This window comes from Kitasatospora paranensis (genome assembly GCF_039544005.1).
Lineage (GTDB): Bacteria > Actinomycetota > Actinomycetes > Streptomycetales > Streptomycetaceae > Kitasatospora > Kitasatospora paranensis.
Map to the genome: position 1 here is coordinate 1,772,340 of NZ_BAABKV010000001.1, position 25,053 is coordinate 1,797,392.

The 25,053-nt window shown below is 75.5% G+C and carries 24 protein-coding genes and 5 pseudogenes; 12 read left to right on the forward strand and 17 right to left on the reverse strand.

The features are described from left to right. Positions 1 to 4: 4 nt before the first annotated feature. The 3 genes from ABEB13_RS08905 to ABEB13_RS08915 form a co-directional block, all read right to left on the reverse strand. Entirely contained in the window at positions 5 to 226 is a 222-nt protein-coding gene (locus tag ABEB13_RS08905) for a hypothetical protein (RefSeq protein ID WP_345705041.1), read from the reverse strand. A gap of 126 nt (positions 227 to 352) precedes the next feature. After that, positions 353 to 853 (reverse strand): hemerythrin domain-containing protein, encoded by a 501-nt coding sequence (locus ABEB13_RS08910; RefSeq protein WP_345705042.1) that lies wholly within the window; start codon positions 851 to 853, stop codon positions 353 to 355. 93 nt (positions 854 to 946) lie between these two features. Further along, positions 947 to 1,183: a DUF6296 family protein gene (locus ABEB13_RS08915; RefSeq protein ID WP_100891318.1), complete on the reverse strand. Its 237-nt coding sequence runs from the start codon at positions 1,181 to 1,183 to the stop codon at positions 947 to 949. A 151-nt stretch (positions 1,184 to 1,334) separates the two neighbouring features. Between ABEB13_RS08915 and ABEB13_RS08920 the strand changes: the two genes are divergently transcribed. Further along, entirely contained in the window at positions 1,335 to 2,540 is a 1,206-nt protein-coding gene (locus ABEB13_RS08920) for a PP2C family protein-serine/threonine phosphatase (protein ID WP_345705043.1), read from the forward strand. 27 nt (positions 2,541 to 2,567) lie between these two features. Here the strand turns inward: ABEB13_RS08920 and ABEB13_RS08925 are convergent, their stop codons facing one another. The 5 genes from ABEB13_RS08925 to ABEB13_RS08945 all read right to left on the reverse strand — a co-directional run bounded on the left by ABEB13_RS08925 (position 2,568) and on the right by ABEB13_RS08945 (position 6,275). Continuing rightward, on the reverse strand, positions 2,568 to 3,509 hold the full coding sequence (locus ABEB13_RS08925) for a hypothetical protein (protein ID WP_345705044.1): 942 nt from the start codon (positions 3,507 to 3,509) through the stop codon (positions 2,568 to 2,570). Positions 3,510 to 3,599: 90 nt separating this feature from the next. Further along, on the reverse strand, positions 3,600 to 4,022 hold the full coding sequence (locus tag ABEB13_RS08930; RefSeq protein WP_345705045.1) for a hypothetical protein: 423 nt from the start codon (positions 4,020 to 4,022) through the stop codon (positions 3,600 to 3,602). Positions 4,023 to 4,181: 159 nt separating this feature from the next. Further along, complete coding sequence (locus tag ABEB13_RS08935) at positions 4,182 to 4,595, reverse strand: ATP-binding protein (protein ID WP_345705046.1); 414 nt, start codon at positions 4,593 to 4,595, stop codon at positions 4,182 to 4,184. A gap of 25 nt (positions 4,596 to 4,620) precedes the next feature. Next, the gene (locus ABEB13_RS08940) at positions 4,621 to 5,592 is read right to left on the reverse strand and encodes a SigB/SigF/SigG family RNA polymerase sigma factor (protein ID WP_345705047.1); all 972 of its coding nucleotides are present in this window, start codon (positions 5,590 to 5,592) and stop codon (positions 4,621 to 4,623) included. 299 nt (positions 5,593 to 5,891) lie between these two features. After that, the gene (locus ABEB13_RS08945) at positions 5,892 to 6,275 is read right to left on the reverse strand and encodes a VOC family protein (protein ID WP_345705048.1); all 384 of its coding nucleotides are present in this window, start codon (positions 6,273 to 6,275) and stop codon (positions 5,892 to 5,894) included. Between the two features lie 216 nt (positions 6,276 to 6,491). Between ABEB13_RS08945 and ABEB13_RS08950 the strand changes: the two genes are divergently transcribed. Continuing rightward, on the forward strand, positions 6,492 to 6,851 hold the full coding sequence (locus ABEB13_RS08950; protein WP_345709600.1) for a hypothetical protein: 360 nt from the start codon (positions 6,492 to 6,494) through the stop codon (positions 6,849 to 6,851). A 28-nt stretch (positions 6,852 to 6,879) separates the two neighbouring features. Here the strand turns inward: ABEB13_RS08950 and ABEB13_RS08955 are convergent, their stop codons facing one another. Both ABEB13_RS08955 and ABEB13_RS08960 read right to left on the reverse strand, forming a co-directional pair. Next, positions 6,880 to 7,248, reverse strand: a complete 369-nt coding sequence (locus ABEB13_RS08955) for a hypothetical protein (RefSeq protein WP_345705049.1) — start codon at positions 7,246 to 7,248, stop codon at positions 6,880 to 6,882. An 81-nt stretch (positions 7,249 to 7,329) separates the two neighbouring features. After that, positions 7,330 to 8,469, reverse strand: a complete 1,140-nt coding sequence (locus tag ABEB13_RS08960) for an AI-2E family transporter (RefSeq protein ID WP_345705050.1) — start codon at positions 8,467 to 8,469, stop codon at positions 7,330 to 7,332. Between the two features lie 275 nt (positions 8,470 to 8,744). Between ABEB13_RS08960 and ABEB13_RS08965 the strand changes: the two genes are divergently transcribed. After that, positions 8,745 to 9,656, forward strand: a complete 912-nt coding sequence (locus ABEB13_RS08965) for a cytochrome c oxidase assembly protein (protein ID WP_345709601.1) — start codon at positions 8,745 to 8,747, stop codon at positions 9,654 to 9,656. Between the two features lie 72 nt (positions 9,657 to 9,728). Here ABEB13_RS08965 and ABEB13_RS08970 read toward each other — a convergent pair. From ABEB13_RS08970 to ABEB13_RS09000, 7 genes and pseudogenes are all read right to left on the reverse strand, one after another. Continuing rightward, positions 9,729 to 10,507 (reverse strand): annotated as a pseudogene (locus tag ABEB13_RS08970) (urease accessory protein UreD). After that, the gene (gene ureG, locus ABEB13_RS08975) at positions 10,504 to 11,193 is read right to left on the reverse strand and encodes an urease accessory protein UreG (RefSeq protein WP_380231164.1); all 690 of its coding nucleotides are present in this window, start codon (positions 11,191 to 11,193) and stop codon (positions 10,504 to 10,506) included. Before ureG ends, ABEB13_RS08970 begins: the two are co-directional and overlap by 4 nt. After that, positions 11,183 to 11,841: pseudogene (locus ABEB13_RS08980) on the reverse strand (urease accessory protein UreF). The gene ureG and the pseudogene ABEB13_RS08980 overlap by 11 nt, the downstream one beginning before the upstream one ends. Next, positions 11,838 to 13,603, reverse strand: a pseudogene (locus ABEB13_RS08985) (urease subunit alpha). The pseudogenes ABEB13_RS08980 and ABEB13_RS08985 overlap by 4 nt, the downstream one beginning before the upstream one ends. Then, positions 13,596 to 13,964, reverse strand: a complete 369-nt coding sequence (locus ABEB13_RS08990) for an urease subunit beta (RefSeq protein WP_345705052.1) — start codon at positions 13,962 to 13,964, stop codon at positions 13,596 to 13,598. The pseudogene ABEB13_RS08985 and the gene ABEB13_RS08990 overlap by 8 nt, the downstream one beginning before the upstream one ends. Beyond that, positions 13,961 to 14,263 carry an urease subunit gamma gene (locus tag ABEB13_RS08995; RefSeq protein WP_345705053.1) on the reverse strand — a complete coding sequence of 101 codons (303 nt, stop codon included), beginning with the start codon at positions 14,261 to 14,263 and terminating at the stop codon, positions 13,961 to 13,963. Before ABEB13_RS08995 ends, ABEB13_RS08990 begins: the two co-directional genes overlap by 4 nt. Positions 14,264 to 14,445: 182 nt before the next feature. Continuing rightward, positions 14,446 to 15,381, reverse strand: coding sequence for an endonuclease/exonuclease/phosphatase family protein (locus tag ABEB13_RS09000; protein WP_345705054.1), 936 nt, complete (start codon positions 15,379 to 15,381; stop codon positions 14,446 to 14,448). Between the two features lie 301 nt (positions 15,382 to 15,682). On the opposite strand from ABEB13_RS09000, the gene ABEB13_RS09005 reads away from it, so the two are divergent. The 9 genes and pseudogenes from ABEB13_RS09005 (at position 15,683) to ABEB13_RS09045 (ending at position 24,946) form a co-directional block, all read left to right on the forward strand. Continuing rightward, positions 15,683 to 16,735: a helix-turn-helix transcriptional regulator gene (locus ABEB13_RS09005; RefSeq protein ID WP_345705055.1), complete on the forward strand. Its 1,053-nt coding sequence runs from the start codon at positions 15,683 to 15,685 to the stop codon at positions 16,733 to 16,735. A gap of 188 nt (positions 16,736 to 16,923) precedes the next feature. Next, on the forward strand, positions 16,924 to 17,679 hold the full coding sequence (gene lepB / locus ABEB13_RS09010; RefSeq protein WP_345705056.1) for a signal peptidase I: 756 nt from the start codon (positions 16,924 to 16,926) through the stop codon (positions 17,677 to 17,679). 273 nt (positions 17,680 to 17,952) lie between these two features. Next, positions 17,953 to 18,834, forward strand: coding sequence for a hypothetical protein (locus ABEB13_RS09015; RefSeq protein ID WP_345705057.1), 882 nt, complete (start codon positions 17,953 to 17,955; stop codon positions 18,832 to 18,834). A 163-nt stretch (positions 18,835 to 18,997) separates the two neighbouring features. Then, positions 18,998 to 20,199, forward strand: a pseudogene (locus tag ABEB13_RS09020) (glycerophosphodiester phosphodiesterase). Positions 20,200 to 20,355: 156 nt separating this feature from the next. Continuing rightward, complete coding sequence (locus ABEB13_RS09025; RefSeq protein WP_345705058.1) at positions 20,356 to 20,928, forward strand: TetR/AcrR family transcriptional regulator; 573 nt, start codon at positions 20,356 to 20,358, stop codon at positions 20,926 to 20,928. Between the two features lie 107 nt (positions 20,929 to 21,035). Further along, the gene (locus ABEB13_RS09030) at positions 21,036 to 21,605 is read left to right on the forward strand and encodes an SDR family oxidoreductase (RefSeq protein WP_345705059.1); all 570 of its coding nucleotides are present in this window, start codon (positions 21,036 to 21,038) and stop codon (positions 21,603 to 21,605) included. Then, the gene (locus ABEB13_RS09035) at positions 21,515 to 22,171 is read left to right on the forward strand and encodes an SDR family oxidoreductase (RefSeq protein ID WP_345709602.1); all 657 of its coding nucleotides are present in this window, start codon (positions 21,515 to 21,517) and stop codon (positions 22,169 to 22,171) included. The genes ABEB13_RS09030 and ABEB13_RS09035 overlap by 91 nt, the downstream gene beginning before the upstream one ends. 215 nt (positions 22,172 to 22,386) lie before the next feature. Beyond that, positions 22,387 to 23,375 (forward strand): annotated as a pseudogene (gene sph / locus ABEB13_RS09040) (sphingomyelin phosphodiesterase). Between the two features lie 179 nt (positions 23,376 to 23,554). Beyond that, positions 23,555 to 24,946: an NADP-dependent succinic semialdehyde dehydrogenase gene (locus ABEB13_RS09045; protein WP_345705060.1), complete on the forward strand. Its 1,392-nt coding sequence runs from the start codon at positions 23,555 to 23,557 to the stop codon at positions 24,944 to 24,946. The last annotated feature ends 107 nt before the right edge of the window (positions 24,947 to 25,053 follow it).

A 25,053-nucleotide genomic window follows, 5' to 3' on the forward strand; every position in this document is an offset into this window, starting at 1 on the left:
CGTGTCACGGCGCTGCGGTGTCCGCGGCAGGCGGCCGGGGGCCCTCGCCCGTTCGGTCGTCGCCGTCCGGGGCGAGGTCACCCTGCGTCGCGCCGTCCCGGCCGTCCGCGTCGAGGAGGTCGGCACCGCCGACCTCGGCGTCGGCGCGCGTTCCGGCCTCGGCCCGGCGCCCGTCACGGTCGGCCATGGCGGCCGTCCCGGCCCAGGCCCTGCGTCGCACGCTCATCGGGGGATCTCCCTTCGTCCGGGTGCTCACGCCTCGATGGTGCCGCGACCGCCCGGCGCCGTCGATCGCACGGCACCGCCGGGGCGGACCGGTCGAGCGGGATTCAGGACCGGCTTCGAGCGGGGTTCAGGACCCGGTCGCCGGGTTCCGGCCGGGAGGGGTGCAGGGCCGGTGCGCGGCGTGCGGCTGCACGTACCGGCAGGTGTGCAGCTGCTCCCCCAGGGCGTCGAGGACGGCCTGCCCGGCCGCGGCCCGCAGCGCGGGGAAGACGTGCAGCTCCTCCTCGCGGACGTGGGCGTGCACGGCCTCCAGGAGCCGGCCGCGCAACCGCTCCGTTCCCGGGTCGTCGTCCGCGGCACCGTGCAGCCGTCCGATCAGACGGCGGATCCCGGCGTGGTCGTCGATCTCCCGGTCCGCCATGGCGCGGCCGCCCAGGACGTATCTGCGGATGGCCGGGTGCAGGTAGGTGCGTTCGGCGGTCGCGTGCCGCAGCAGGTGGTCCGCCAGTGTGTCGACCAGCTCCCTGCGCTCGCCGGCGGCGGCCGTCCCGAGCCGGACGAACAGGGCCTCGACCGCCCGGTGGTCGGCCTCCAGTCGGGTGACCACGTCGGTGCCGTGTCCGGCCATCGTGCTCTCCTCCCGTCGTCGGGGCTCCGGGTGACGCCGTCGGGGACGCCGTGCGGCATCCGTCCGCGGGTCGTCCCGGGGATCGGCCCCGCCTCAGGCGAGCGGTTCGGCGTGGATCGGGGTCTGCGGATCGGGGAGGTCCGCCCAGGCGATCAGATGGGCGAACCCGTCCTCGGTGATCTCCACCTGGATCCGCCCGCTCTCGTCGGTGCACAGGGCGTGGCCCTGGGGTCCGACCCCGCCGCGGTACTCCACCACGGCCGTCTGCTGCCGCTCGTGCGCGCCGGGCGCACCGGGGTAGGTCAGTACCCACCGCCTGCCGGTGTCCATCACCGCTTCCGTTCTCCCGCCCGCCGGGCGGGTCACTCGTCGTCCCGCGCCTGCCCGGCCCGGTCGGTGCCAAACCCGGCTCCGGCCGCGGCGACCGGGCCGTGCTCCCGGCGTACCGTGAAGGCAGGCCGGGCGACCGGGGAGGCGGGCGGTGAGCAGGGTGGCACACGACGGTTCGGGCGAGGCGCTCGCCGCGCTGCTGGCTCGCTCGCACCATACCTCTCCGGACGGACTGCCGATGCTGGTCGACGCGGCGGCGCGCGACCTCGGCCTGGAGGGCGCCCGGATCCTCCTCGCCGACGTCCAGCAGCACCTGCTCGTCCCGCTGGACGACGGGCACGGCGCCGCCCGCGCGCTCGGGGTGGAGGGCACGCTGGCCGGCCGGGCCTACCGGGAGACGTCCGTCCGGGTGGCCCGCGAGGACGACGGTCTGCTGCGGATCTGGCTGCCGCTGATCAACGGCATCGAACGGATCGGCGTCCTGGAGGTCACCGCGCGCGGCGACCACCCCGGCCCGGAGGACCGCTGCCGGGCCCTCGCCGACGCCGCCTGCCTGGCCGTCGTCGCCAAGAGCGGGTTCAGCGACACGATCGTCCGCACCGTCCGCACGGCACCCATGAGCCTGGCGGCGGAACTCGTCTGGTCGATCCTGCCGCCGCGCAGCATCGGCACCGACCGGGTGACGTCCAGTGCCGTCCTGGAACCGGCGTACGAGGTCGGGGGCGACGCCTTCGACCACGCGCTGCACGCGGGGCGGCTGCACCTGGCCGTGGTGGACGCGATGGGGCACGACCTCGCCGCCGGGCTGTCCGCGGCGGTGGCGATGGCCGGCTGCCGCTCGGCCCGCCGCGCCGGCGGGGATCTGCACGACGTCATGACCGCCGTCGACGAGGCACTCGCCCGCTGGATCCCGGACCGGCTGCTGACCGCCGTCCTCGGCACGCTGGACGTCGCCGACGGGCTGTTCCGCTGGCTCAACTGCGGCCACCCGCCGCCGCTCCTGATCAGACGCGGGCACGTGGTCGCCGGCGCGCTGGAACACCCCGGCGAACTGCCGCTCGGGCTCGGCGCCGCCGCCGAGGGCGCGCGCCGCACCGTGCACACCGCGCAACTGGAGCCGGGTGACCGGATCCTCGTCCACACCGACGGCGTGACCGAGGCCCGGGCGTTCGACGGGGGCCGCTTCGGCGAGCTGCGGCTGACCGACCACGTCGTGCGGGCCGCCGCCGCCGGCGAACGGGCTCCGGAGGCGCTGCGCCGCCTGGTCTCGACGATCCTCGAGCACCAGCGCGGCCGCCTCGACGACGACGCGACGATCGTGCTGGTCGAGTGGCACCCGCCCGTCCCGGCGGACTGACCGGCCGCCGGGACGGGACGGGCCAGGTCAGCCGACCCGGAGGGTCAGCTCGGCGGTGTGGAGCCGGCCGCCCGCACGGAACTGCAGGAACAGCCGCCAGTCGCCGGCCTGCGGGAACTCGGCGTGGAACGTCAGGTCGGGGCCGCCGTGGTCCCCGTCGACGGCGGTCGCGGGGTGCAGGTGGGCGAAGGCCAGGTCACCGGCGTGGACGGCGGTCAGATGGGCGTAGGTGTCGAGGTAGGGCTGCAGGTCGGTGACCGGCCCGCCGTCGCGGGCGATGTGCACCGTCATCGGGTGGGCCATCCGGGCCATCGGCTCACCCCGGACGGTGACGGTGTAGCCGTCGACCTGTGCGGTGGTCGCGGCGGGCGGCAGCGGGACGGCCGCGGCGGTGCCGGGCACGGTGACCGGGCGGGAGAGCACGAGCGCGCTGCCCGCGGCCCCGCCGCTCTTCGGGACGAAGGAGGCGTAGGTGCGCCAGGTGCCGGGCGCGAGTGCGGCCAGCGAGGCCGTCCAGGTGCCGTCCGCGGCCATGGTGGGGTGCAGGTGCTGGAAGCCGGTCAGGTCGGAGCGGACGGCGTAGAAGTGCATCCGCTGGGTCTGGTCGACGGCGAAGTCGGTGACCGCCCGGCCGTCGGGGCCGGTGACGGTGAAGCGGTAGTCGGCCGCCGCGCCCGCGGGCAGCGGGGTGTCCGGCGCGGTGAGGCGGTAGCCCTGGACGGTGTCGGTGAGGCCGGTGCCGCCGTCCGGGCCGGGCATGTCGGCCATGCCGTCGGCGGCGCCCGCCGCCGGGTGACCCGAGGGGTCGGCGGCCGAGGCGGGGGCCGAAGCGGCCGGGTCGTGGTGCGTGCCGGCGGAGTCATGGGCCGCCCCGCCGGGGCCGCAGGCGGCGAGCAGGGCGGTGAGCACGACCGCGGTGGCGCACGCGGTCAGGGCACGGCGACGGGAGGTACGCGAGGTGGAGGACATCTCAGGTCTTTCGGCTGGGCGCGGCGCAGCGGCGCGCGGAGGGGAGGGGACCGGAGGCCGGGGCCCGGGCGGGCCGTCCGGCGGGCCCTCTCACGTCCGTGCGACACAGACCCGCAGCAGCAGGGCCCGGCCCGCACGGGGTGGGCCCCGGCGGCGCGGCGCCCGGGCCGCGGCCGGCGGCCGGAACGGGCCGCGGGCGGCGGACAGGGCGGCGGCGAGCAGCGCGAGCATGGGCGGCGCGACCGGCCCGGTACGGCCCTGGGCCCGGGTGGAGAGGCACGTCCCGGCGCCGGCCGGCGCGGCGCCCGGACGGACGGCGGCGTGGCCGCCCGGCGCCCGGGCCGCCTCGGCCGCCGCCGGCTCGGTCCGGTGGGCGCCGCCGTGGGTCCCGGCCGGGCCGGCCATCGCCGCTGCGGGTGTCGCCGGGGTGTGGCAGCCGGCCGCCGCGACGGGCGAGCCGTGCATGAGGATCAGTCCCAGCAGCAGGGCGGCGACCGCGATCGGCCGGGCCATGGCCCGGGGCGGCCGGCGGTGTCCATGCGCGGCCCCTCCCCCGTCGCTCGCCAGGGTGCGGCCGGGCGGTCGGCCGCACCGGGACGACGGTACCCCTCCCGGGTACCCGGGGTGCGGCGGGCCGGGCCCGCGTCCCCCGGACGGGTGGCGGCCGGCCCGTCAGCGGGGCGCGACCTCCACCCAGACGGCCTTGCCGCCGGGCAACGGACGGCTGCCCCAGGAGCGGGCGAGGCGCTCGACCACGAGCAGGCCGTAACCACCGGGGTGGCCGGGGCGGCGGTCGGTGCGGAGCGCCGGCGGCTCGGGGTTCCCGTCGAGGAGTTCGACCCGAAGGGCGTCCGAGGAGCGGAGCAGGACGAGCTCGCGCGCGCCGTCGGCGTGCATCGCGGCATTGGCGGCGAGCTCCGCCACCATCAGCAGGACGTCCTCGGCGGCGGCCGCCACGGCCGGATCGGCGCTCCCCAGCCAGCCCCAGTCCTGGAGGACGTCCCGGGCGAACGCGCGGCACCGGCTCACCGAGCCCACCGTCTCCCGCAGGAGGAGCCGGCGGACCTGCGGCGGACCGTCGTCCATGGCACCTCCGTCCGGCGCGGCGGCCTCACCCGGCGCGGCCGCCGGGGGTTCGGCCTCCGCGGTGCGGGCGCGCCGCACCCGCCCCCTCAGTGTCACCCGGAGCGGGCGGCCGCGGCCCGTCGTCGTCCAGGCCGTCGCGCAACCGGGCCAGGGTGGCGGCCAGCAGCCGCGACACGTGCATCTGGGAGACGCCGATCCGCTCGGCGATCTCCGACTGGGTCAGCCCCTCCCAGAAGCGCAGCCGCAGCACGGTCTGGTCGCGTTCCGGCAGGTCGGCGACGAGCGGGCGCACCGAGAGCCGGAATTCGACCAGCGCCAGTTCGGGATCGCGGGCGCCGAGCCGGTCCAGCCGGGAGCCGCCCGCCTCGTCGGCGTGGTCCTCGCGCAGCGAGTCCAGCGAGTCCGCCCGGTAGACGCGTCCGGCGCACTGCCCGGAGGTCACCTCGGCCTCGTCGATGCCGAGCTCCCGGGCGAGCTCGGCGCTCGACGGCAGCCGGCCGAGCTGCTGCTCCATGCGGTCGGACGCGCGGGCCACCACCAGGTAGAGCTCCTGGACGCTGCGGGGCACCCTGACCGGCCAGGTGGTGTCCCGGAAGAAGCGCTTGATCTCACCGGTGATGGTGGGGATGGCGTAGGTGAGGAACTCGACCCCGCGGGTGTGGTCGTAGCCGTCCACGGCCTTGATCAGGCCGACCGTGCCGGCCTGGAGGACGTCGTCGGGCTCGGCCGCCCGACGGCGGAACCCGGCGGCGACGAACCGCACCAGCGGCATGTTCAGCTCGATGATCGTGCCGCGGACGTAGCTGTAGGCGGCGGTACCCGGTTCGAGGGCGGCGAGGCGGGCGAAGAGGGCGTCGCTGAGGACGCGGGCCTCCGCCTTGCCCATCGCCCGCATCTCCTCGGTGCTGGGGCGGTGCGGGAGGTCGGACGGTCGGTCGCCGGACGGCCGCGCCGAGCCGGGCAGCGGCAGCGGCGCGCCTTCGGAGGTCGTGGTCACAGGGACGGGCGTGGTCGCAGGGGCAGCAGTGGAGGACACGGTGTCATCTCCGCGGACGGGAGGGATCCACCGGGCGCGCAGGCGCCGCCTCGGCGGAAGGGAGACCTGTCCGCCCGGCTTCTTCAGGCGACGGTGTCCCGGCACGTGGACCGTGCCGTCGAACGCCGGGGGCCTCGGGCCCGCCGGTCCGGGCGCGCTGCTTTCCGTGCGCGCTCCGCGTCCCGAGCCTACGCCTCCGTCGCGGGCGGGGAAAGCGCCGCGGCCCGGACGGGGGTGTCCCGGCGCCGGGACGCCGTTGGTCAGAGGGGCCGGATCCGGGCCCGCAGGAGGCAGAATTCGTTGCCCTCCGGGTCGGCCAGGACGTACCAGCTCTCGGCGCCGCTCTGGCCGACGTCGGCGGGCCCGGCGCCGAGGGCGAGCAGCCGCTCCAGCTCGGCGTCCTGGTCTCGGTCGGTGGCGCTCACGTCGAGGTGCAGCCGGAGCTTCCCGCGGCGCGGGTCGCTGCTGGGGCTGATGACCAGGGTGGGCTGCGGGCCGCCGAAGCCGGCGTCGGGCGGCCCGATCTCGATGCTCCCGTCGTCCTCCCGGCCGAGTTCGACGTAGCCGAGGACGTTGCTCCAGAAGACGGCGAGCGCCTCGGGGTCGGCGGCGTCGATGACCAGCTCACTGATGCGGCATGCCATGCCCGTGAGTGTACGGAGGCGGGGGATCGGCGGTGCCGGAACGGCGGGCCTGGTTGACCCTGCCGCGGACCGCGGCGACGATCGCCGGGAGGGCCCTGCCCGCGCCGGCCGGGTGCGGGCCCGCCCGTCCCGGAGGTCGGGCCGGGGCCGTCGCCACGCGAGGAGCGCACCGTGCACCAGGACGAGACGGCCGAGCGGCACCGGCGCCCGGCGGACATGGACGACGCCACGGTCGCGGCGCTCGGCCTGCTGTCGGAGGCGTGGGAGACCACCGAACGGGCCCGCGGCCGGCTGTACGACTTCCACCAGCTGACCGGCGGCGCGGACCGGCTGGTCGGCGAGGCCGTGGAGGCGCTGCGGCGGGCCGGCCACACGGCCCAGGCCGACCTGGTCGAACGGACCGTGCAGGGTCGCGACGTGCTGCCGGGGATGTGGACCTTCCAGGTCGTCGAGGCGTACGACGAGGGCTACCACCGGGCGTTCGCCGAGGCGGAGCAGCAGGTCCGCGCGGCACTCTGCCCGGGGCGCGACCACATCGCGGAGGCCGAGATGAGGGCCCGGCGCCGGACGAGGTGACGTCCGGGGCGCCGGGCGGGGCCCGCGGTCAGTGACCGAGCCGGTGGACGAGCCGGCGCCCGAGCGACGGCTTGACCGGGTCGGCCCCGGCCGGTGCGGCGGCGCGGCGGGCCGCCGCCCGTGCGGGCCGGGCCGTCAGCCCGGCGGCGCGGGCCGCCCGGAGTTCCGCGGAGCGGCGGCGGGCGCGCCGGGCCCCGGAGGACGCCATCACGCAGCCGAGCAGGAACGCCAGGGTGAGCGCGGCGCCCGCGACGAACGCGCCGAGGGTGTTCACGGTGCCCACGCCGTGGCCGAGCACCGTGACGGCGTAGTCCGGTCCGCCGCCGGGGTTGTCGGCGATCGCCAGCCCGGCGAAGGCACCGGTCGCCGCGAGCAGCAGAAGTCCGAGGATCAGCATCGGGGTTCTCCTTCCGGAGGTCTCCGACGGCGTGTGCCCCCGATCCGGCGGCCCATCCGCGGCAGACCCGCCCGGGCCCCGCTACGGCCCCTGCTGCGCGTGCGGCCCGCGGCCGCGCAGGGCGTTGAGCACCGACCAGACCACGGCGACCAGCGGGACGGCCACCACGGCGCCGATCACGCCCGCGGCGATGCCGCCGCACAGCACCGAGACCGCGACCACCACCGGGTGCAGCTGAACCGCCCAGCTCATCACCAACGGGTGCAGCAGGTGGCCCTCGATCTGGCCGATCACGACGATCAGCAGCAGCACCACGATGGCGATCACCGGCCCGCGGGCGGCGAGCGCCACCACGGAGGCCACCGCCATCGCCACCGGCGAGCCGATCAGCGGGACGAACGACGCGAAGAACTCCAGCAGCACCAGCGGCAGCGCCAGCGGCACCCGCAGGATGTACAGCGCGATGCCCACCAGCACGGCGTTGCTCGCCGCCACGATCACCACACCGCGGGTGTACCCGGCGAAGGTGCGCCAGGCGGCCCGGCCGCCGCCGTCCCAGGAGGCCCGGGTGCGCACGGGCAGCTGCCCGTGGAACCACCGCCACATGCTCTCGCCGGAGTGCAGGAAGAACACCGAGCAGAACACCGCCAGCGCCGCCCCGCCGGCGACCTCGACCAGCCGTCCGGCGCCGCTGACGGCCGTGCTGATCAGCGTCGAGCGGTGTGCGCTCAGGTACGAGGCGACCTTGTCCCGCAGGTCGGCGACGCTGCTCGCGCGGACGTGGAACGGCGGCCCCTGCAGCCATTTCTCGATCCGGTCGAGTCCGCCGCCGAACTCCTTGCCGAGGCGGTCCGCCTCGTCCGCGACGGCGTTGCCGACCAGCGCCAGCAGTCCGGCGACCACGACGATCGTGCCGAGCATCCCGATCAGCACCGCCAGCCAGCGCGGCATCCGGCGCGCCAGCACCTCGACCGGCGGGCGGAGCACCGAGGTGATCACCAGGCCCAGGAAGACGGAGACGGCGACCAGCTGGAACCGCTCCAGCACGGTGAAGACCGCGTACGCCGCCACGCCCACGACCAACAGCCGCCACGCGTAGTCGGCGGCCGCCGTCAGCACCGGGTGGACGGGCGGGGGCCGGAGCGCTGCGCGGCGTCCCGGCGGACCGCCGGGAACCGCGGTGTCCGCCGCCCGGTGCGCCGCGGGTCGGCCATGGGGCATCGCCTCCTGTCTCCTCCCCAGCCTGGCGGTCGCGCTCCGTGTCCGCCCCGCCGGGCGGCGTGGCGCGGTGCGTGCGGGTGACCCGCGGCGGCGGGGCGCGTGCGGGCGGCCTGTAAGCCCGGCCTAGGCTGGGCCGAAGCAAAACGGACGAACCGGACCGGCCCGCAGGTGGGCGGGCCGGCACCAGGGAAAGCGGGACCCGCCGATGGGCGACGGCATGACAGGGATGCACCACCACGGCGGGGGACGCTCGGGCCGTTCACCCCTCCGCCGCGCTGCACTGGTCACCGGACTGGCCCTTCCTGGTCGGCGCACTGCTGGCGTTCGGCCTCTACACGGCAGGCGTCGTCCGGCTGTGGCGCCGAGGCGACCGGTGGCCGATCGGCCGGGTGATCGCCTGGACGGCGGGCGTGGCGACCGTCCTGCTGGTCACCAACACCGGGCTCAACGACTACGGCATGGTGCTGTTCAGCGCCCACATGATGCAGCACATGGTGCTGTCGATGCTGTCGCCGATCATGCTGCTGCTGGGCGCGCCGATCACGCTCGCGCTGCGGGCGCTGCGCCCGGCGGGCAAGGGCAACGGCCGGGGCCCGCGCGAGCTCCTGGTGGCGCTGCTGCACAGCCGGTACGTACGGATCGTGTCGCACCCGGCGGCCACCATCCCGCTGTTCGTCGCCAGCCTGTACGTGCTGTACTTCACGCCGCTGTTCGACTTCCTGATGCAGTCCCGGATCGGGCACATCGCGATGATGGTGCACTTCCTGGCGGTCGGCCTGCTGTTCTTCTGGCCGATCATGGGCGTGGATCCCGGTCCGAACCGGCCGGGCTTCGTGCTGCGCATCATCGAGCTGTTCATGGGGATGCCGTTCCACGCCTTCTTCGGCGTGGCGGTGATGATGGCCACCGAGCAGCTGGTGTCCACCTTCAACGCGGCCTCCTCGCCGCCGGGCACCCACCTGCTGGACGACCAGAAGATCGCCGGCGGCATCACCTGGGCGTTCGGCGAGATCCCGACGGCGATCGTGCTGATCGCGCTGACCCTGCAGTGGGCCCGCTCGGAGGAGCGGCAGGCGCGGCGCCGCGACCGGGCGGCGGACCGGGACGGCGACGCCGAGCTGGTCGCCTACAACGCCTACCTGGCCCAGCTGAACCGGCGCGGCCAGAAGGCGGCCGACGCCGGCTGAGCGGAGCACCGCGCGCCCCGTCCCACCCCGGTGGGGCGGGGCCGCGTCGTCCCCGGGCCGGGCGGCGGGTGCTCAGACCGCGCCGGCGGCCGCGGCGGCCCGGGCGGGCGAGGGGGCGGTGAGCAGGCGGCGCAGCGTCAGGGCGTCCGGGGCGAGTGCGGCGAGCAGGACGGCTCCGTCCCCGGGCAGTCCGAGCAGCGCGGCGTCGGCGCCGGCCGGGGGCGGTGGCGGGGCGGGCATGTGGACGGTGAGCAGCTGGCCGGTGGTGCGGTGCGGGCCGAGGACGGCGGGGCCGTCCCAGCCGGGGGCGCCGTGGCCGAGGTCGGTCTGCTGGTCGAGGATCGTCCGGCCGGACTGGTGGACGGTGAGGCGGGCGGTGAGCCGCCCGGGGGTGTGCGGGCCCGGTCGTGGCCGCGGCCGAGGACCTGTTCCTCGCGGTGGCGCAGCCGGGCGCCGGGGGCGAGGGTGATCCGGGTGCGCAGCAGGAGGTGGCTGCCGGTGGCGGCGATGACAGGTTCGGGCAGCCAGTGCAGTTCGGCGTCCTCGCCGACGGTGATGTCGAGGTCGTAGCGGGCGGGTTCGCCGCCGGCGCCGGGCAGGCTGACGGTGGCGGCGGCGGTGGTCACGGTGAGGGTCGCGCCGGGCCGGACGTCGAGGGTGAGCGCCAGGTGGTCGCCGCCGAGCGGGGCGGCCATCGAGCCGACCACGGTGACGTGGGCGCCGGGCCCGGCGGCGCGGGTACGGCGCGGGGCGAGCGGGCCCGCGCCCACCAGGACGGGCAGGGCGGTGCCGCCCCGGCCGTCGGGTGCCGCGGTGATGCGGGCCGACGCCGTCAGGGCCGAACCGGTCACGGGGCGGTGACCCGGGTGCGGACCCAAACGGCGAGGCGTTCGCGGACCCAGGCGGCGACGGGGGCGATGCCGTCGGGTGCGGTGAGCGCGGTGAAGAGGGTCGGCAGGTCGCCGCGCTGGGCCCTGGCGTCGCGGGCCATCACCGCGAGGTCGGCGCCGACCAGCGGGGCGAGGTCGGTCTTGTTGACGACGAGCAGGTCGGAGGTGGAGACGCCGGGGCCGCCCTTGCGGGGGATCTTGTCGCCGCCGGAGACGTCGATGACGAAGATCTGGTGGTCGACCAGGCCGCGGCTGAAGGTGGCGGTGAGGTTGTCGCCGCCGGACTCGACGAGGATCAGGTCGAGCGGGCCGACGGCGTCCTCCAGGTCCTCGACGGCCTCCAGGTTGGCGGAGATGTCGTCGCGGATGGCGGTGTGCGGGCAGCAGCCGGTCTCCACGGCGGTGATCCGCTCGGGCGGCAGGACGGCGTTGCGCAGCAGGAACTCGGCGTCCTCGGTGGTGTAGATGTCGTTGGTGACGACGGCCAGGGAGAGCTCGTCGCGCAGGGTGCGGCAGAGGGCGGCGACGGTCGCGGTCTTGCCGGATCCGACCGGGCCGCCGAGGCCGATCCGCAGGGCCCGGCCGGGGCGCTCGGTGTGGGTGTGGCGGACGGGCAGCTCGTGGGGGTCCACGTGGTCACGATGCAAAGAGGCGTACCTTCCAGGTGCTGTGCTGTTCGGCGTGGACGTCGAGCAGCGGGGCGGAGGCGGCGGGCAGGTCGCCGAGTGCGGCGGCCCGGACGGCGTCCGCGGCGACGGCGTCGAGCTGCGGGGCGAGCCGGGCGAGCAGGGCGGCGACCTCGTACGGGTCGAGGCCGAGCAGCCGGACGCAGGCGGTGGCGGGGCCGTTGACGGACTCGTACGCGGCGAGCCGGGCGGCGTCGGCGGGGGTGAGGGCGGCGGCGCGGGCGGTGAGGCCGAGGACGACGGGGTGGTGGGCGCCGCGGGGGTGCCGTCCGCCGAGCCGGTCGAGGTCGGGGTGCGGCCAGGCTGCGCGGGCGGCCCGGAGCAGTTGGCGGCCGAGCCGGCGGCTGGTGGCCCGCAGGGCCGGTGCGGGGGTGCGGGCGTCGGCGGCCTCGTCGAGGGCGTCGTGGTCGGCGCCGGGGTCGCCGCGGCGGCGGCGAGTGCGGCGGCCGTCAGGCCGGTGGTGTGCAGGCGTCCGGTGAGGAACGCGCCGAGGCTCGCGGCGTCGTGGATCCGGCCGGCCTTGACGGCGGCCTCGGCGCCACCGGAGTGGGCGTGCCCGCCGGCGGGGAACCGCCCGTCGGCGAGGAGCAGCAGGGCGGCCGTCATCAGAACAGGAAGTACCGCTGGGCGAGCGGCAGTTCGGTGGCGGGGGCGGGGGCGACGGTCTCCCCGTCGATGGTGACGGTGAAGGTGTCGGGGTCGACCCGGACGTCGGGACGGGCGGTGTTGTTGACCATGTGGTCCTTGGTGACGCCGCGGGTGTTGCGGATCGCGGTGAACTGCTTGCCGATGCCGAACTGTTCGGCGAGGCGCTCCGGCAGGCCGTCGTCGAGGGCGGCCCGGGCGGTGAAGTTGAACGAGTTGGCGGCCGGGGCGCGGCCGGTGGCGCCGAACATCGGCCGGGGCAGGACGGGTTGCGGCGTCGGGATGGAGGCGTTGGCGTCGCCCATCTGGGCCCGGGCGATCTGGCCGCCCTTGAGCACCAGGTCGGGCTTGACGCCGAAGAAGGCGGGTGTCCAGAGCACCAGGTCGGCGAGCCGGCCCGGCTCGACGGAGCCGATCTCGTGGTCGAGGCCCTGGGCGACGGCCGGGTTGACGGTGTACTTGGCGACGTAGCGGCGGGCCCGCAGGTTGTCGGCGCGGCCGTCGCCGGGCAGGGCGCCGCGGCGGGCCTTCATCACGTGGGCGGTCTGCCAGGTGCGGGTGACGACCTCGCCGATCCGGCCCATCGCCTGGGAGTCGGAGCTGATGATGGAGATGGCGCCGAGGTCGTGCAGCACGTCCTCGGCGGCGATGGTGGAGGGACGGATCCGGGATTCGGCGAAGGCCAGGTCCTCGGGCACGTGCGGGCTGAGATGGTGGCAGACCATCAGCATGTCGAGGTGCTCGTCGACGGTGTTGACGGTGTGCGGGCGGGTCGGATTGGTGGAGCTGGGCAGCACGTTGGGCTGGGACACCACGGTGATGATGTCGGGCGCGTGGCCCCCGCCGGCGCCCTCGGTGTGGTAGGCGTGGACGCCCCGGCCGGCGATCGCGGCGAGGGTGTCACCGACGAAGCCCGCCTCGTTCAGGGTGTCGGTGTGGATGGCGAGCTGGGCGCCGGTCTGCTCGCAGACCCGCAGACAGGCGTCGATCGCGGCGGGGGTGGCGCCCCAGTCCTCGTGGATCTTGAAGCCGAGCGCTCCGGCCCGCAACTGGTCGTGCATGGACGCGGTGTTGACGGTGTTGCCCTTGCCGAGCAGGCCGATGTTCAGCGGCAGGTCGTCCATCGCCGCGAACATCCGCGCCAGGTGCCAGCCGCCCGGGGTGATGGTGGTGGCCTTGCTGCCCTCGGCCGGGCCGGTGCCGCCGCCGACCAGCGTGGTGATGCCGGCGGCGAGCGCCTCGTCGGCGAGCTGCGGGCAGATGAAGTGCACGTGGGCGTCGATCGCGCCGGCGGTGAGGATCTTCCCGTTGCCGGAGATCACCTCGGTCTCCGGGCCGATCACCAGGTCGGGGTGGACGCCGCCCATCGTCTCCGGGTTGCCGGCCTTGCCGAGGGCGGTGATCCGGCCGTCGCGGATCCCGACGTCGGCCTTGACCACCCCCAGTGGTCGAGCACGACCGCGCCGGTGATCACGGTGTCCGGGGTGCCATCGGCGCGGGCGGCCCGGGACTGGCCCATCGACTCGCGGAGGACCTTGCCGCCGCCGAACACGGCCTCGTCGCCGCCGCGGCTGCGGTCCTCCTCGACCTCGATCAGCAGATTGGTGTCACCGAGCCGGATCCGGTCACCGGTGGTGGGGCCGTACAGGTCGGCGTAGCGCTCCCGGGTGAGCCACAGGGCGGGACGGCCGGTCGCGGGACGGCCGGTCACGGGACGGTCAGTCATCGAGCGGCCCTCCGGTCTCGGCACGCAGTCCGTGCACCTCGCGCCGGCCGCCGATCGGCACCAGCTCGATCTCGACCGGGATGCCCGGCTCGAAACGGACGGCGGTGCCGGCCGGGATGTTCAGCCGCCGGCCGCGCGCGGCCGCCCGGTCGAACTCCAGGCCCGGGTTGGCCTCGGCGAAGTGGTAGTGGGAGCCGACCTGGACGGGCCGGTCGGCGGCGTTGACGGCGATCATCCGGGTCACCGGCAGGCCCGCGTTGAGGCCGATGTCGCCGTCGCCGTACAGGATCTCGCCGGGCACGGGCACGGGCACGGGCACGGGCCGGCCGGCGGGGCCGGCCTCCGCGTCGGGGCCGGTCACAGGATCGGCCCGTGCACGGTGACCAGCTTGGTGCCGTCGGGGAAGGTGGCCTCCACCTGGACGTCGGGGATCATCTCCGGGATGCCGTCCATGACGTCCTTGCGGGCCAGCACGTGGCGGCCCGACTCCATCAGCTCGGCGACGGTACGGCCGTCCCGGGCGCCCTCCATGACGTGCGAGGTGATCAGGGCGACGGCCTCGGGATGGTTGAGCAGCAGGCCGCGGGCCTGCCGGGACCGGGCGACGTCCGCGGCGACGTGGATGAGCAGGCGTTCCTGCTCGCGCGGGGTGAGCTTCATCGTGGCGTCCTCGGGTGGGGAGTGCGCTGGCTCGGCGGGTCCGGTCAGTGCACCAACCCTTCGTTGACGCGGCGTTACGCCGGACTTTCCGCGCTGTAACCACGGCGGGCCGGCCACCGGACGTGCCCCTGTATACCGCCGCACCGCCCCCGCACCCCGGCACCGGCCGCACCGACGGCGTGTCAGAGCCGGATCCGTACCTCCACCGGGAGGTGGTCGCTGCCGGTGGCGGCCAGGGTGCGGGTGGAGACCGGCACGGCGCCGCGGCACAGCACCTGGTCGATCCGGGCCAGCGGCAGGCCGGCCGGCCAGCTGAAGTCGAACCCGGACCTGGCCGGGGTCAGCCGCGAGGTCAGCGGGGCCAGACCGCGGTCGTCCAGCGTGGAGTTGAGGTCGCCGAGCAGGATCACCCGGCGGATCGGCTCGGCGTCGATCACCGCGGCCAGCCGCCGGGCGCTCTCGTCCCGGCCCGCGGCCGCGAAGCCGGTGGCGTGCACCCGGACGGACGGCAGGTGCGCCACGTACACGGCGACCTCCCCCTGCGGGGTGCGGACGGTGGCCCGCACCCCGCGCTTCCAGTAGACGTGCACCGCGGCGGGCTTGATGTCGACCGGGCGGGCGTCGGTGAGCGGGTACCTCGACCAGAGCCCGACGGTGCCGGAGCGGGCCCGGTAGGGGTAGTCGTGGGCGAGCACCCGCTCGTACACGGCCTCGCCGGAAGCGAGTTCCTCCAGGGCGACCAGATCGGCGTGCCGGCCGAGCAGGGCCCGCGCGGTGCCTTCCGGGTCCGCGTTCCCGTCGTCGACGTTGTGCTGGAGGACGGTGAGGTCCGCGGGCCCGGTGTCCGCCGGCAGCAGCCGCCCGCCGAACACCGCCGTCCACGCGAGCGCCGGTACGAGGACGGCGAGCAGTGCGGTGCGCGAGCGTCGCCACAGGGCCACCGCGAGCAGCACGGGCACGCCCAGGCCCAGCCAGGGCAGGAAGGCCTCCAGCAGGCTGCCGAGGTGCGCGCCGCCGTCGGGCACCAGGCGGTGGCCGGCCGTCAGCAGCGCGAGCAGCAGGGCCGCGGCCACCGTGGCCCACCCCCGCCGGCGCTCCGGCCGCTGCCGCTCCCCCATCGTGCCTCCCGGGTGTCCCTGCCCGCCGCGTGATCGTCTCTGCCCGGGACGCCGCGGGCCGGTGCGCGGTTGCGCGAGCCCGTTGCGCGAGCCCGTTGCGGGGTGACCCTTGCGGCGGCGGGCGAGGCGTGGCGGCGGGCGTGCCGGGGACGGAATGTGCCGGTGGACCTGGCCGGGGAGGCCCCTGAGCGGCCATGATGTTCGTTGGCGGATCACCGCCGGGGCGCAGGACCGCCACGGCCGGCGACCGACGCACGCTCTCGATCGGCCATCCCGCGGACGGGATGCGGAAAGGACGGCGATGCTCGCGGACGGGACGGCGGTGCCGGCGAACGGGGCAGCGATGCCGGCGGACGGGGCGGCGATGCTGGCGGCGGTGGGGCTGGACGACCGCGCCGAACGGCTCTACACCGACCTCGTCGTCCGCGGCGCGGGCGCACCCGCCGAACTGGCGGCCCGCTGCGGCAACGACCTCACCGCCACCGAGGCGGCACTCGCGGCACTCGCCGAACGCGGCCTGATCGCGCCGCAGCGCGACGGCAGCGCCCGGTACGCCGCCGCCCCGCCGACGGTCGCCCTGGAGGCGCTGCTCACCGGGCGCCGGCACGCCCTGCGCCAGGCCGAACTCGCGGCCGCCGCCCTCGCGGAGGCGTACCGGACGGCAGGCGGCGACGGCACGCACCGCGACCTGGTGGAGGTGGTCGCCGGCCACGCCGCGATCGGCCACCGGGTCGCGCAACTGCAGGCGGCGGCCACGGAGGAGATCCTCGCCCTGGTCACCGGGAGGTACCAGGTGGTGCGGGCGGACGCGACCGGCGCCGAGACGGCGGCGGTGGAACGCGGTGTCCGGTACCGGGTGGTGATGGAGCGGCGGGCCCTGGAGGAGCCGGACGCCGCGGCCACGCTCTTCGAGGCCATGGACCGCGAACAGCAGGTGCGGGTGGTGGAGGACGTACCGACCAAACTGATCGTCGCCGACCGCACCGCGGCCCTCGTCCCGCTCACGGAGACCAGGAGCGGGGCGGAGCCGGTCGCCCTGGTCGTCCGCGCACCCGCCCTGGTACGGGTGTTGACGGTGCTGTTCGACCAGACCTGGGAGTGGGCGCACCCGCTCGGCCGGGACGACGGCGCGGTCACGGTCGGCGCCGCACCGGCGGGCGAACCCGACACGGTGGACCGGCGGATCCTGGCCCTGCTGCTGGCCGGCGCGACCGACCAGTCGGCGGCCAACCAGCTCGGCCTCGGGCTGCGCACCGTCCAGCGGCGGATCAGCCGGCTGATGGCGCTGGCAAGGGCGGAGACCCGGATCCAGCTCGGTTGGCAGGCCCACCGCCGCGGCTGGGTTCCGGACTGACGACCCGTCTCCCCCGGTACCGCCCGCCCTCCCTAGGATGGTCCGACCGGCGGCCGGGCGGACCCGTGCCGTGGACGGCGTCGGTGGCGTGGGAGGGCTGGGGAATGGTGCGGGGGCGCGGCTGGCGCACGGTCGTGTGGGGGGCTGCAGCGGTACTCATGGCGGGGCCGGCCCTGGCAGCGCCGGCCGTGGCCGATCTGACCACCGGCTACCGCCGTGTCACGGTGGTGGGCGGCGCGATGGCCCCCACCCTCGGTCCGGGCGACCGCCTGCTGGTGGCGGACGTCGCCCCCGCCGAGGTGCACGACGGCGACCTCGTGCTCGTGGACGTGCCGGAGTTCGTCGGCGACAGCGGGAGCCTGGCGATCAAGCGGGTGCTCGGGGTCGGCGGCGACCGGCTGTCCTGCTGCGGCGGTCCGGGGATCCGCCGCAACGGCTCCGCCCTGGCGGAGCCGTACGTCCGCGGCGCCACACGGACCTTCGACCTGACGGTGGCCCAGCACCACCTCTTCCTCCTCGGCGACAACCGCCCGGACTCCGTCGACTCGCAGTACCCGCAGCTCCTCCGCGACCGGTCGAACGGCACGGTGCCCGACACCGCCGTCCGCGGCCGTGTGGTGTGGGCCTCCACCGGTGCGGTCGCGGGCCCGGAGGCGCAGCGGGTGTCGGACCTGATGCTCCGGAGCGCCATCGGCGTCGTCCTGACGCTGGTCGGCGTGATCGCCCTGCCGACTACCCTGGTCCTCTCCTCCCGGCGGCGGCGCCGCCCGTCGCCCCGATCCCCGAGGAGCCGATCCTGCCGGGTCCGGCTGGCGCGATGGGACCGGCGGGAAGGGCGGGGGCAGCGGGGACTCCGGGGATTCCGGGCATGGCGCCGGGCGATCCGGGCCGCGGCGATTCGCTGCCGGTGGGTCCGTAACGCGGGACGGAGCGGGACGGGCTGACGCCGGGTCGACCCGGGCGGTGGCCCTCTATTCCTGCGGCCACCGGACGCTGCCGCACGCGTTGCGGATCCGATGGTGCCGGCACCCGCCCCACCGTCCGAGCGTCGGGCGGAGGCGGAGTTGTTGACGCGCACGTGGTGCCCGCGGCGGCGACGGGTGTGGCGACCGGCATGGCGCCCACGACAACGCCACCGCCCGGCGGGGCGTTTGCGCAGAGGTGCGGACACCCCGGACAGCTCCGGATGCCGGCCGACCTCCGCGTAGGGTCGGACCATGCTGAACGGGGTGGGAGCGCGCGAACTCCACGATGACCTGACGGGGTGCGAGGGGACGGAGGCCTCCGGGGACGTCGTCGCACGGTGGCTCGACCGGGCCCGCGGCGGCTACCGCAACTCGCTCGCCGTCGCGGCCGAGTGCAGCGGATGGTGGACTGCCGACGGCACCGTCCGGCCGCTGCTCCACGAGCTGTACGCCCTGGGCCGGGTGAGCGACGTCCTGCTACTGGGCCGGCAACCCGCAGGCCGTACGGCGGAGATCGCCGTGCCGGGCCCCGCACTGACGGACGCCGGGTACCTGGGCCTGTTCGCCGCGCTCGGCATGACACCGTCCGGGAGTGCGGTCTTCGACCCGCTCCTGCACGAGATCGTCGAGGTCGAGCAGAGCGAAGACCCCCGGGCGCCGATCGAGGTCATCGAGGTGCTCTGGCCGAGCCTGCTGCTCGGCGACCTCGTCTTCGGCCGGGCGGGCGTCCGCGTCCGGGCCGGTGCCCGGCGGGCGCAGCGCGGCGTCGCCGACCGCTCGCCGCTGTACTGGAGCTTCCGGCGCCGCCACCGGCCGACCGTCGACCTGTCCCAGGGCTGGGGCGGCAACTCCCAGTGGAGGACGGACCTCCGTCTGGACTACCGGACGTCGTCGGGTGACCGGCTCAACGTGGCCGGCGACCGCCCGATCGACGGAGACCCGGAGCTCGGCCCGGACCACCCGGAGAATCTCAGCCCGGAGGAACGGCTGCTGACGCCCCTCGAACGCCGCGAACTGCTCCGTCACCGCTGCCTGCTCCGCACTCCCGAGGCCGCCGGCGAACTGGCCGGGACCGCCGGCTGGGCATCGGAGTTCATGCCCTTCGACTGGATCCTGCCGCCCGGCGAGGAGTGACCGGCGGCGGCCCGGGCACGGCGGTCGGAGACCGAGACCGAGACGGTCGGGTACGGGCTTTCGGCTCGGGTTGGGCGGGGGTCGCTCGGGGTTCACCGGGCGGTCCGGCGGCGCTGCGTAGGGTGCGGGCGTCAGGCACCGGCACCTTGGACAGGGAGACGACATGACGCAGCGTCCGATCGGACCGGGCTCGTCCCGGCGTGTGTTCCTGCGGGCCACGGGGGCGGCGGGCCTCGGAGCCGCCTCGCTGGGCACGGTCGGCGCGACGGCCGACGCCGCCGACGCGCGGCAGGCCGTCGGCACCCGCCCGCCCGTCCGGACGGGCACCGGGCTGGACCGGCTGCCGCACCCGCTGGTCGTCGGCCACCGCGGAGCCTGCGGCTACCGCCCGGAGGAGACCCTCGCGGCTCGTACGAACTGGCGTTGGAGATCGGCGCGGACGTCATCGAGCAGGACCTCGTGCCGACCAGGGACGGCCATCTGGTGGTCCGTCACGAGAACAACATCGCCGAGACCACGAACGTCGCCGACCACCCGGAGTTCGCCGCCCGGCGCACCACCAGGACCGTCGACGGCACGGCGATCACCGGCTGGTTCACCGAGGACTTCACCCTCGCCGAACTGCGCACGCTGCGCGCCAAGGAGCGGCTGCCGCAGCAGCGCCAGCACAACACGCTGTACGACGGCCGGTGGCCGGTGCCGACCTTCCGCGAGGTGGTCGACTTCGCCAGGCAGCGCTCACGCACCCTCGGCCGCGACGTCTGGCTGTACGTGGAGACCAAGCACCCCAGCTACTTCCGGTCGATCGGTCTGCTGCTGGAGGAGCGGCTCGCCGACGAGTTGAAGCGCGGCGGACTGGCCGGGCGGGGCGGCCGGGCGATCCTGCAGTCCTTCGAACCGAGCAGCCTGCAGCGGCTCGCCCGGCTGGTCGACAACCCCCGCATCCAACTGCTCGGCACGGCCGACACCCGCCCGTTCGACTTCCAACTCGCCGGGGACAGCCGGACGGTGGCCGATCTGGTGAAGCCGGACGGCCTGCACTGGCTCGCCTCGTTCGCCCACGGCATCGGGCCGACCACCCAGCTCGTCGCGCCGGTGGACGCGACCGGGAAGCTCCAGGCGCCGACCACGCTGGTCGCCGACGCGCACCGGGCCGGACTGGTGGTGCACCCGTACACCGTCCGCAACGAGAACTCCTTCCTCCCGCTGGACTACCGTCGCGGAACGGACCCGAACGCCTACGGCGACGCGATCGGCTGGGCCCGGTACCTCTACGGCCTCGGCGTGGACGGCTTCTTCACCGACAACAGCGACACCGCGCGGCTCGCCCGGCAGGACTTCTGGTCGGCCCAGGGCGTCGGCTGACCCACCGCCGGCCGTCCGACCCCGGTCCGGTCGGACGGCCGCCTTCGCGCGGCGCGGCAGTGGCGCGGCAGTGGCGCGGCGATACGGCGGCGGTGGCGGCATGCGGTCGGTGCGGCGCATGGACGAAAATATGTCGGTCGGTCTACAGTTTGCGGCATGGGAGCGAAGGGCGAGGAGACGCGTACCCGGCTGCTGCAGGCAACCCGGCTGCTGATCGAGGCACAGGGGTACTACGGCACCGGCCTGAACCAGGTGCTGGCCGAGAGCGGGGCACCGCGAGGCTCGCTCTACTTCCACTTCCCCGAAGGGAAGGACGAGCTGGTCGCGCTGTCCCTGCAGGAGGCCGGACAGGGCGTCACCGACCTGATCGCCGGGATCACCGGCGGCGAACTGACCCCGGTCGAGGCGGTGCACGGCCTGCTGGAGATCTTCGCCGAGCGGATGACGGAATCCGACTACGCCAAGGGCTGTCCGCTGGCCACCGTCGCCCTGGAGACGGCGGCGGGCCACGACCGGCTCCGCCGGGTCTGCGCCGACGCGTACGAGGCCTGGCAGCACTCGCTCGCCCGGATGCTGGTCCGGTACGGCCGCGACGCCGCCGCGGCCGAGTCACTGGCCGGGGCCCTGCTCGCACTCGTGGAGGGCGCCCTGCTGCTGGCCCGGGTGCAGCACAGCCGGGCCCCGCTCGACCAGGCGGCCCGCGCCGCGGAGATCCTGCTCCGCGACTGAGAGCCGCCGCCCGTGCTCGGCAGCACTGCTTCCTGCCCCGCTCCAGCCTCAGCCCCAAAAATTATGTAGACCGGTCCATGGAATAAGTCGACGAAACGGATCCCCTGATGGACGACACCCGCTCCCTCCCCCGCCCCACCGCCCTGGTCCTCGGCGCCGGCGGGTTCCTCGGCCGCTGGCTCACCCTGGAGCTGCTCCGGCGCGGCCGGACGGTCGCCGTGGGCCTGCGCGGCGGACCGGCCCGCGAGGCGGAACTCCGCCGGTGGCTCGGCGACCACGGCGCCGACGAGACCGAACTCGCCGCACTGACCGGCGTCACGGTGGACATCACCCGACCCGGTCTCGGCCTCTCCCGCACGGACGAGAGCGCCCTGTCCGACGTGCAGGACGTCCACAACCTCGCCGCCCGGTACGCCTTCGGCCTCTCCCGCGCCGAGGCCCGCGCCGCCAATCTGGACGGCGCCGTGCACACCCTGAACTGGGCGGCCGGCCGCCCCGGCTGCGCCGGCTCGTCCACCTCTCCGGCTACCGCGTCGGCCGTTCGGCCGCGCCCGTCCACCCGCTGCCGGCCGCCGACGCCGACCGTCTGTACCGGGCGCTCGGCCCGTACGAGGCGTCCAAGACCGAGGGCGACGCCGCCGTCCGGGTCCTCGCCCCGGAGCTCGGGGTCCCGCTGACCGTGGTCAACCCGGGCGTGGTGATCGGGCACTCGCAGACCGGCGAGGCGGGCCAGTACATCGGGCTGGCCCCGCTGGTGGAGCAGCTGCGGACGGGCCGGTTGCCCGCCCTGGCCGGCACCCGGCGGACGTTCGTACCGGTGGTGGCGGTCGACCACCTGGCAGCCGTGATCGCCGTCGCCCCCGACCACGACACGGCCCCCGTCCAGCTCCACACCGTGCTGGACCCGGCCACTCCCCCGCTGCCGGAGCTGGTCGCCCTGGTGGCCCGCCGGCTCGGCGTCCGGGCGCCGCGGGTGGTGCTGCCGACCGGGCTGGTACGGCGGCTGCCGCGCGCCCTGACCGGCGTGGAGCCGGAGGCGCTGACGTTCCTCACCGAGGACCGCTACGACACCGCCTCGGCCGATGCGCTCGCGAGGGCGGCCGGTCGGGCCCACCCGCCGGTCGAGGAGCTGCTCGGACGCTGGGCCCTGCGCCTGGCCGCCGACCGCCTGCCGGCCGCAGCCCCCGCCCCGCGCACCACCCCCGGCACCGGCGCCACCCCCGACTCCGACTCCGGAGCCTGAGGCCGACGCCCGGCCGCGCCCACCGTGAGGGGGGCCGGCGCAGCGGACGCGGCGGACGCAGCAGGCACAGGACCGGCAGCACGTGTTCCCGCTGCGTTCGCCCGCCGCTCGCCGGACGGTCCGGAACGACCCCTTGATGGCTGTCGATGTCAGCGAGTTGACTGGACAACAGCTCGCCGTTCGGCGGGTTCACGACATACCCTCACGGAGCCACGATGCCCTTGCCGACCGTCCGGCGCGCCCGCATGGCCGCGGCCGTCTGTGCTGCGGCCGCCCTGCTGGGCCCCTGGCCGCCGCGCCCGCGGCCAGCGCCGAGACCGCACCCACCACGGCACCCGCACTCGACGTCCTGACCTACAACACGTTCCTGATGAGCACGGCCCTGTACCCGAACTGGGGCCAGGACCACCGGGCGCGGGCGATCGCCGCGGCGGACTTCTTCCAGGGCCACGACGTGGTGGTCCTGGAGGAGGCGTTCGACAACGCCGCCTCCGACACCCTCACCGCCCAGGCGTCGGCGGCCTACCCGTACCACACGCCCGTGGTCGGCCGGTCCACGAACGGCTGGGACGCGACCTCGGGCAGTTACAGCTCCACCACCCCGGAGGACGGCGGGGTCACGCTGCTCAGCCGGTGGCCGATCCTGCACCGGGAGCAGTACGTCTACAAGGACGCCTGCGGCTCGGACTGGTGGTCCAACAAGGGCTTCGTGTACGCCGTCCTGGACGTCGCCGGCGTTCGCACCCATGTGGTCGGCACCCACCTGCAGTCCACCGACTCGGGCTGCTCCAGCGGCCAGGCGGCGGGCATCCGGGCGGCGCAGCTCACCGCGATGCGGACGTTCCTGGACGGCAGGCACATCCCGGCGAGCGAGCCGATCGTGGTGGCCGGGGACCTCAACATCGACTCGCACGGCTCGGAGTACCAGGCGCTGCTGGACAACGGGAACCTCGCGCCCGCCTCCGCCCGCACCGGCTGGCCCTACTCCTTCGACACGGCGGACAACTCGATCGCCGCGTACCGGTACCCCGGTGAGCCGAAGGAGGACCTGGACTACGTGCTGTACCGGGCCGACCATGCCCGGCCGCAGCAGTACACCAACACCGTCCTGCGGTCCCACGCGGCGCCGTGGACGGTGAGCAGCTGGGGCCGGAGCTACACGTACACCGACCTGTCCGACCACTACCCGCTGGCCGCGCACTGACCGCGGCGGTGCCGCTGGACCGACCGGTCGGTCCAGCGGCACCGCCCGGGGCCCTTGAGGCTGCCGTCCGGGTCTGCGGGACACGCCACCCGGCCGCTCCGTGCGCGTTGCGCCAAGCGTCTGCGGGGTAACGGGGGCAGGGTGGGACAGAGCCGATCCGAACCGAGGAGTGAGCAGCCATGGCCATCGCAACCGTCAACCCGGCCACCGGGGAGACCGTGGAGACCTTCACGCCGTACGACGACGCCGCCGTCGAGCAGCGGCTGGCGCTCGCCGAGGACGCGTTCACGGCCTTCCGGCTCACCTCCTTCGACGAGCGGGCGGCGCTGCTGCGGCGGGCGGCGGACCGCCTGGACGCGGACCAGGAGGAGATCGCCCGCACCATGACGATCGAGATGGGCAAGCCGATCGGCGCTGCCCGGGCCGAGGTCGCCAAGTGTGCGAAGGCGATGCGCTGGTACGCGGACCGGGCGCCCGGTCTGCTCGCCGACGAGCACCCGGAGGCGGCGGACGTCGCGGACTCCGGTGCCTCCTCCGTGCTGGTGCGCTATCGGCCGCTGGGCGTGGTGCTGGCCGTGATGCCGTGGAACTTCCCGCTCTGGCAGGTGGTGCGGTTCGCGGCCCCGGCGCTGATGGCGGGCAACGTCGGGCTGCTCAAGCACGCGTCGAACGTGCCGCGGACGGCGCTGGCCCTGGAGCGGGTGTTCCGCGAGGCGGGCTACCCGCGGGGCTGCTTCCAGACCCTGCTGATCGGCTCCAAGGCGGTCGAGGGCGTGATCCGGGACCGCAGGGTGGCGGCCGTGACGCTCACCGGCAGCGAGGGCGCGGGCCGGTCGGTGGCCGCCGTCGCCGGCGACGAGGTCAAGAAGTCGGTGCTGGAGCTGGGCGGCAGCGACCCCTTCGTGGTGCTGCCGTCGGCCGATGTGGCCGCCGCGGTGAAGTGCGCGGTGACGGCCCGGGTGCAGAACAACGGGCAGTCCTGCATCGCGGCGAAGCGCTTCATCGTGCACGCGGAGGTGTACGCGGCGTTCACGGCTGCGTTCGCCGACCGGATGCGGGAACTTCGGGTGGGGGACCCGCTCGCAGAGGAGACCGAGGTCGGCCCGCTGGCGACCCGTCAGGGCCGGGCGGACATCGAGGAACTGGTGGCGGACGCGGTGGCCCGGGGCGCGGTGGCGGAGTGCGGCGGCGCCCGGCCGGAGGGCCTGGACGACGGCTGGTTCTACCTGCCGACGGTGCTGACCGGGGTGACCCCGCAGATGCGGATCCACCACGAGGAGGCGTTCGGCCCGGTCGCCACCGTGTACCGGGCGGAGAGCCTGGACGAGGCGGTGGCGCTCGCCAACGACACCCCGTTCGGGCTGAGTTCCAACGTGTGGACGAGCGACGCGGCGGAGCAGGAGCGGTGCATCCGCGACATCGAGGCGGGCGGCGTGTTCTTCAACGGGATGACCGCCTCGCACCCGGCCTTCCCGTTCGGCGGTGTCAAGCGCTCCGGCTACGGCCGGGAGCTGTCCGAGCACGGGATCCGCGAGTTCTGCAACGTGACCACCGTGTGGCGCGCGCGCTGACCGCGCGGGCCCAACGCCCGCCCGGCTCGTCGCGCCGGACGGGCCGGGCGGGCCGGGCGGGCCGCGGTGACGCTCTGTCTCTTTGTCTCTCTTTCTCTCTGTCGCCA

Excerpts from the sequence above, each read along its gene's own strand:
- ABEB13_RS08905 (WP_345705041.1), bottom strand. The coding sequence starts at position 226 with ATGAGCGTGCGACGCAGGGCCTGGGCCGGGACGGCCGCCATGGCCGAC.
- ABEB13_RS08935 (WP_345705046.1), bottom strand. The coding sequence starts at position 4,595 with ATGGACGACGGTCCGCCGCAGGTCCGCCGGCTCCTCCTGCGGGAGACG.
- ABEB13_RS08925 (WP_345705044.1), bottom strand. The coding sequence starts at position 3,509 with ATGTCCTCCACCTCGCGTACCTCCCGTCGCCGTGCCCTGACCGCGTGC.
- ABEB13_RS09045 (WP_345705060.1), top strand. The coding sequence starts at position 23,555 with ATGGCCATCGCAACCGTCAACCCGGCCACCGGGGAGACCGTGGAGACC.
- ABEB13_RS08960 (WP_345705050.1), bottom strand. The coding sequence starts at position 8,469 with ATGCCCCATGGCCGACCCGCGGCGCACCGGGCGGCGGACACCGCGGTT.
- ABEB13_RS08930 (WP_345705045.1), bottom strand. The coding sequence starts at position 4,022 with ATGGCCCGGCCGATCGCGGTCGCCGCCCTGCTGCTGGGACTGATCCTC.
- ABEB13_RS09030 (WP_345705059.1), top strand. The coding sequence starts at position 21,036 with ATGGACGACACCCGCTCCCTCCCCCGCCCCACCGCCCTGGTCCTCGGC.
- ABEB13_RS08945 (WP_345705048.1), bottom strand. The coding sequence starts at position 6,275 with ATGGCATGCCGCATCAGTGAGCTGGTCATCGACGCCGCCGACCCCGAG.
- ABEB13_RS08955 (WP_345705049.1), bottom strand. The coding sequence starts at position 7,248 with ATGCTGATCCTCGGACTTCTGCTGCTCGCGGCGACCGGTGCCTTCGCC.
- ABEB13_RS09025 (WP_345705058.1), top strand. The coding sequence starts at position 20,356 with ATGGGAGCGAAGGGCGAGGAGACGCGTACCCGGCTGCTGCAGGCAACC.
- ABEB13_RS09005 (WP_345705055.1), top strand. The coding sequence starts at position 15,683 with ATGCTCGCGGACGGGACGGCGGTGCCGGCGAACGGGGCAGCGATGCCG.
- ABEB13_RS08910 (WP_345705042.1), bottom strand. The coding sequence starts at position 853 with ATGGCCGGACACGGCACCGACGTGGTCACCCGACTGGAGGCCGACCAC.
- ABEB13_RS08950 (WP_345709600.1), top strand. The coding sequence starts at position 6,492 with ATGGACGACGCCACGGTCGCGGCGCTCGGCCTGCTGTCGGAGGCGTGG.
- ABEB13_RS09015 (WP_345705057.1), top strand. The coding sequence starts at position 17,953 with ATGCTGAACGGGGTGGGAGCGCGCGAACTCCACGATGACCTGACGGGG.
- ABEB13_RS08915 (WP_100891318.1), bottom strand. The coding sequence starts at position 1,183 with ATGGACACCGGCAGGCGGTGGGTACTGACCTACCCCGGTGCGCCCGGC.
- ABEB13_RS08995 (WP_345705053.1), bottom strand. The coding sequence starts at position 14,263 with ATGAAGCTCACCCCGCGCGAGCAGGAACGCCTGCTCATCCACGTCGCC.
- ABEB13_RS09000 (WP_345705054.1), bottom strand. The coding sequence starts at position 15,381 with ATGGGGGAGCGGCAGCGGCCGGAGCGCCGGCGGGGGTGGGCCACGGTG.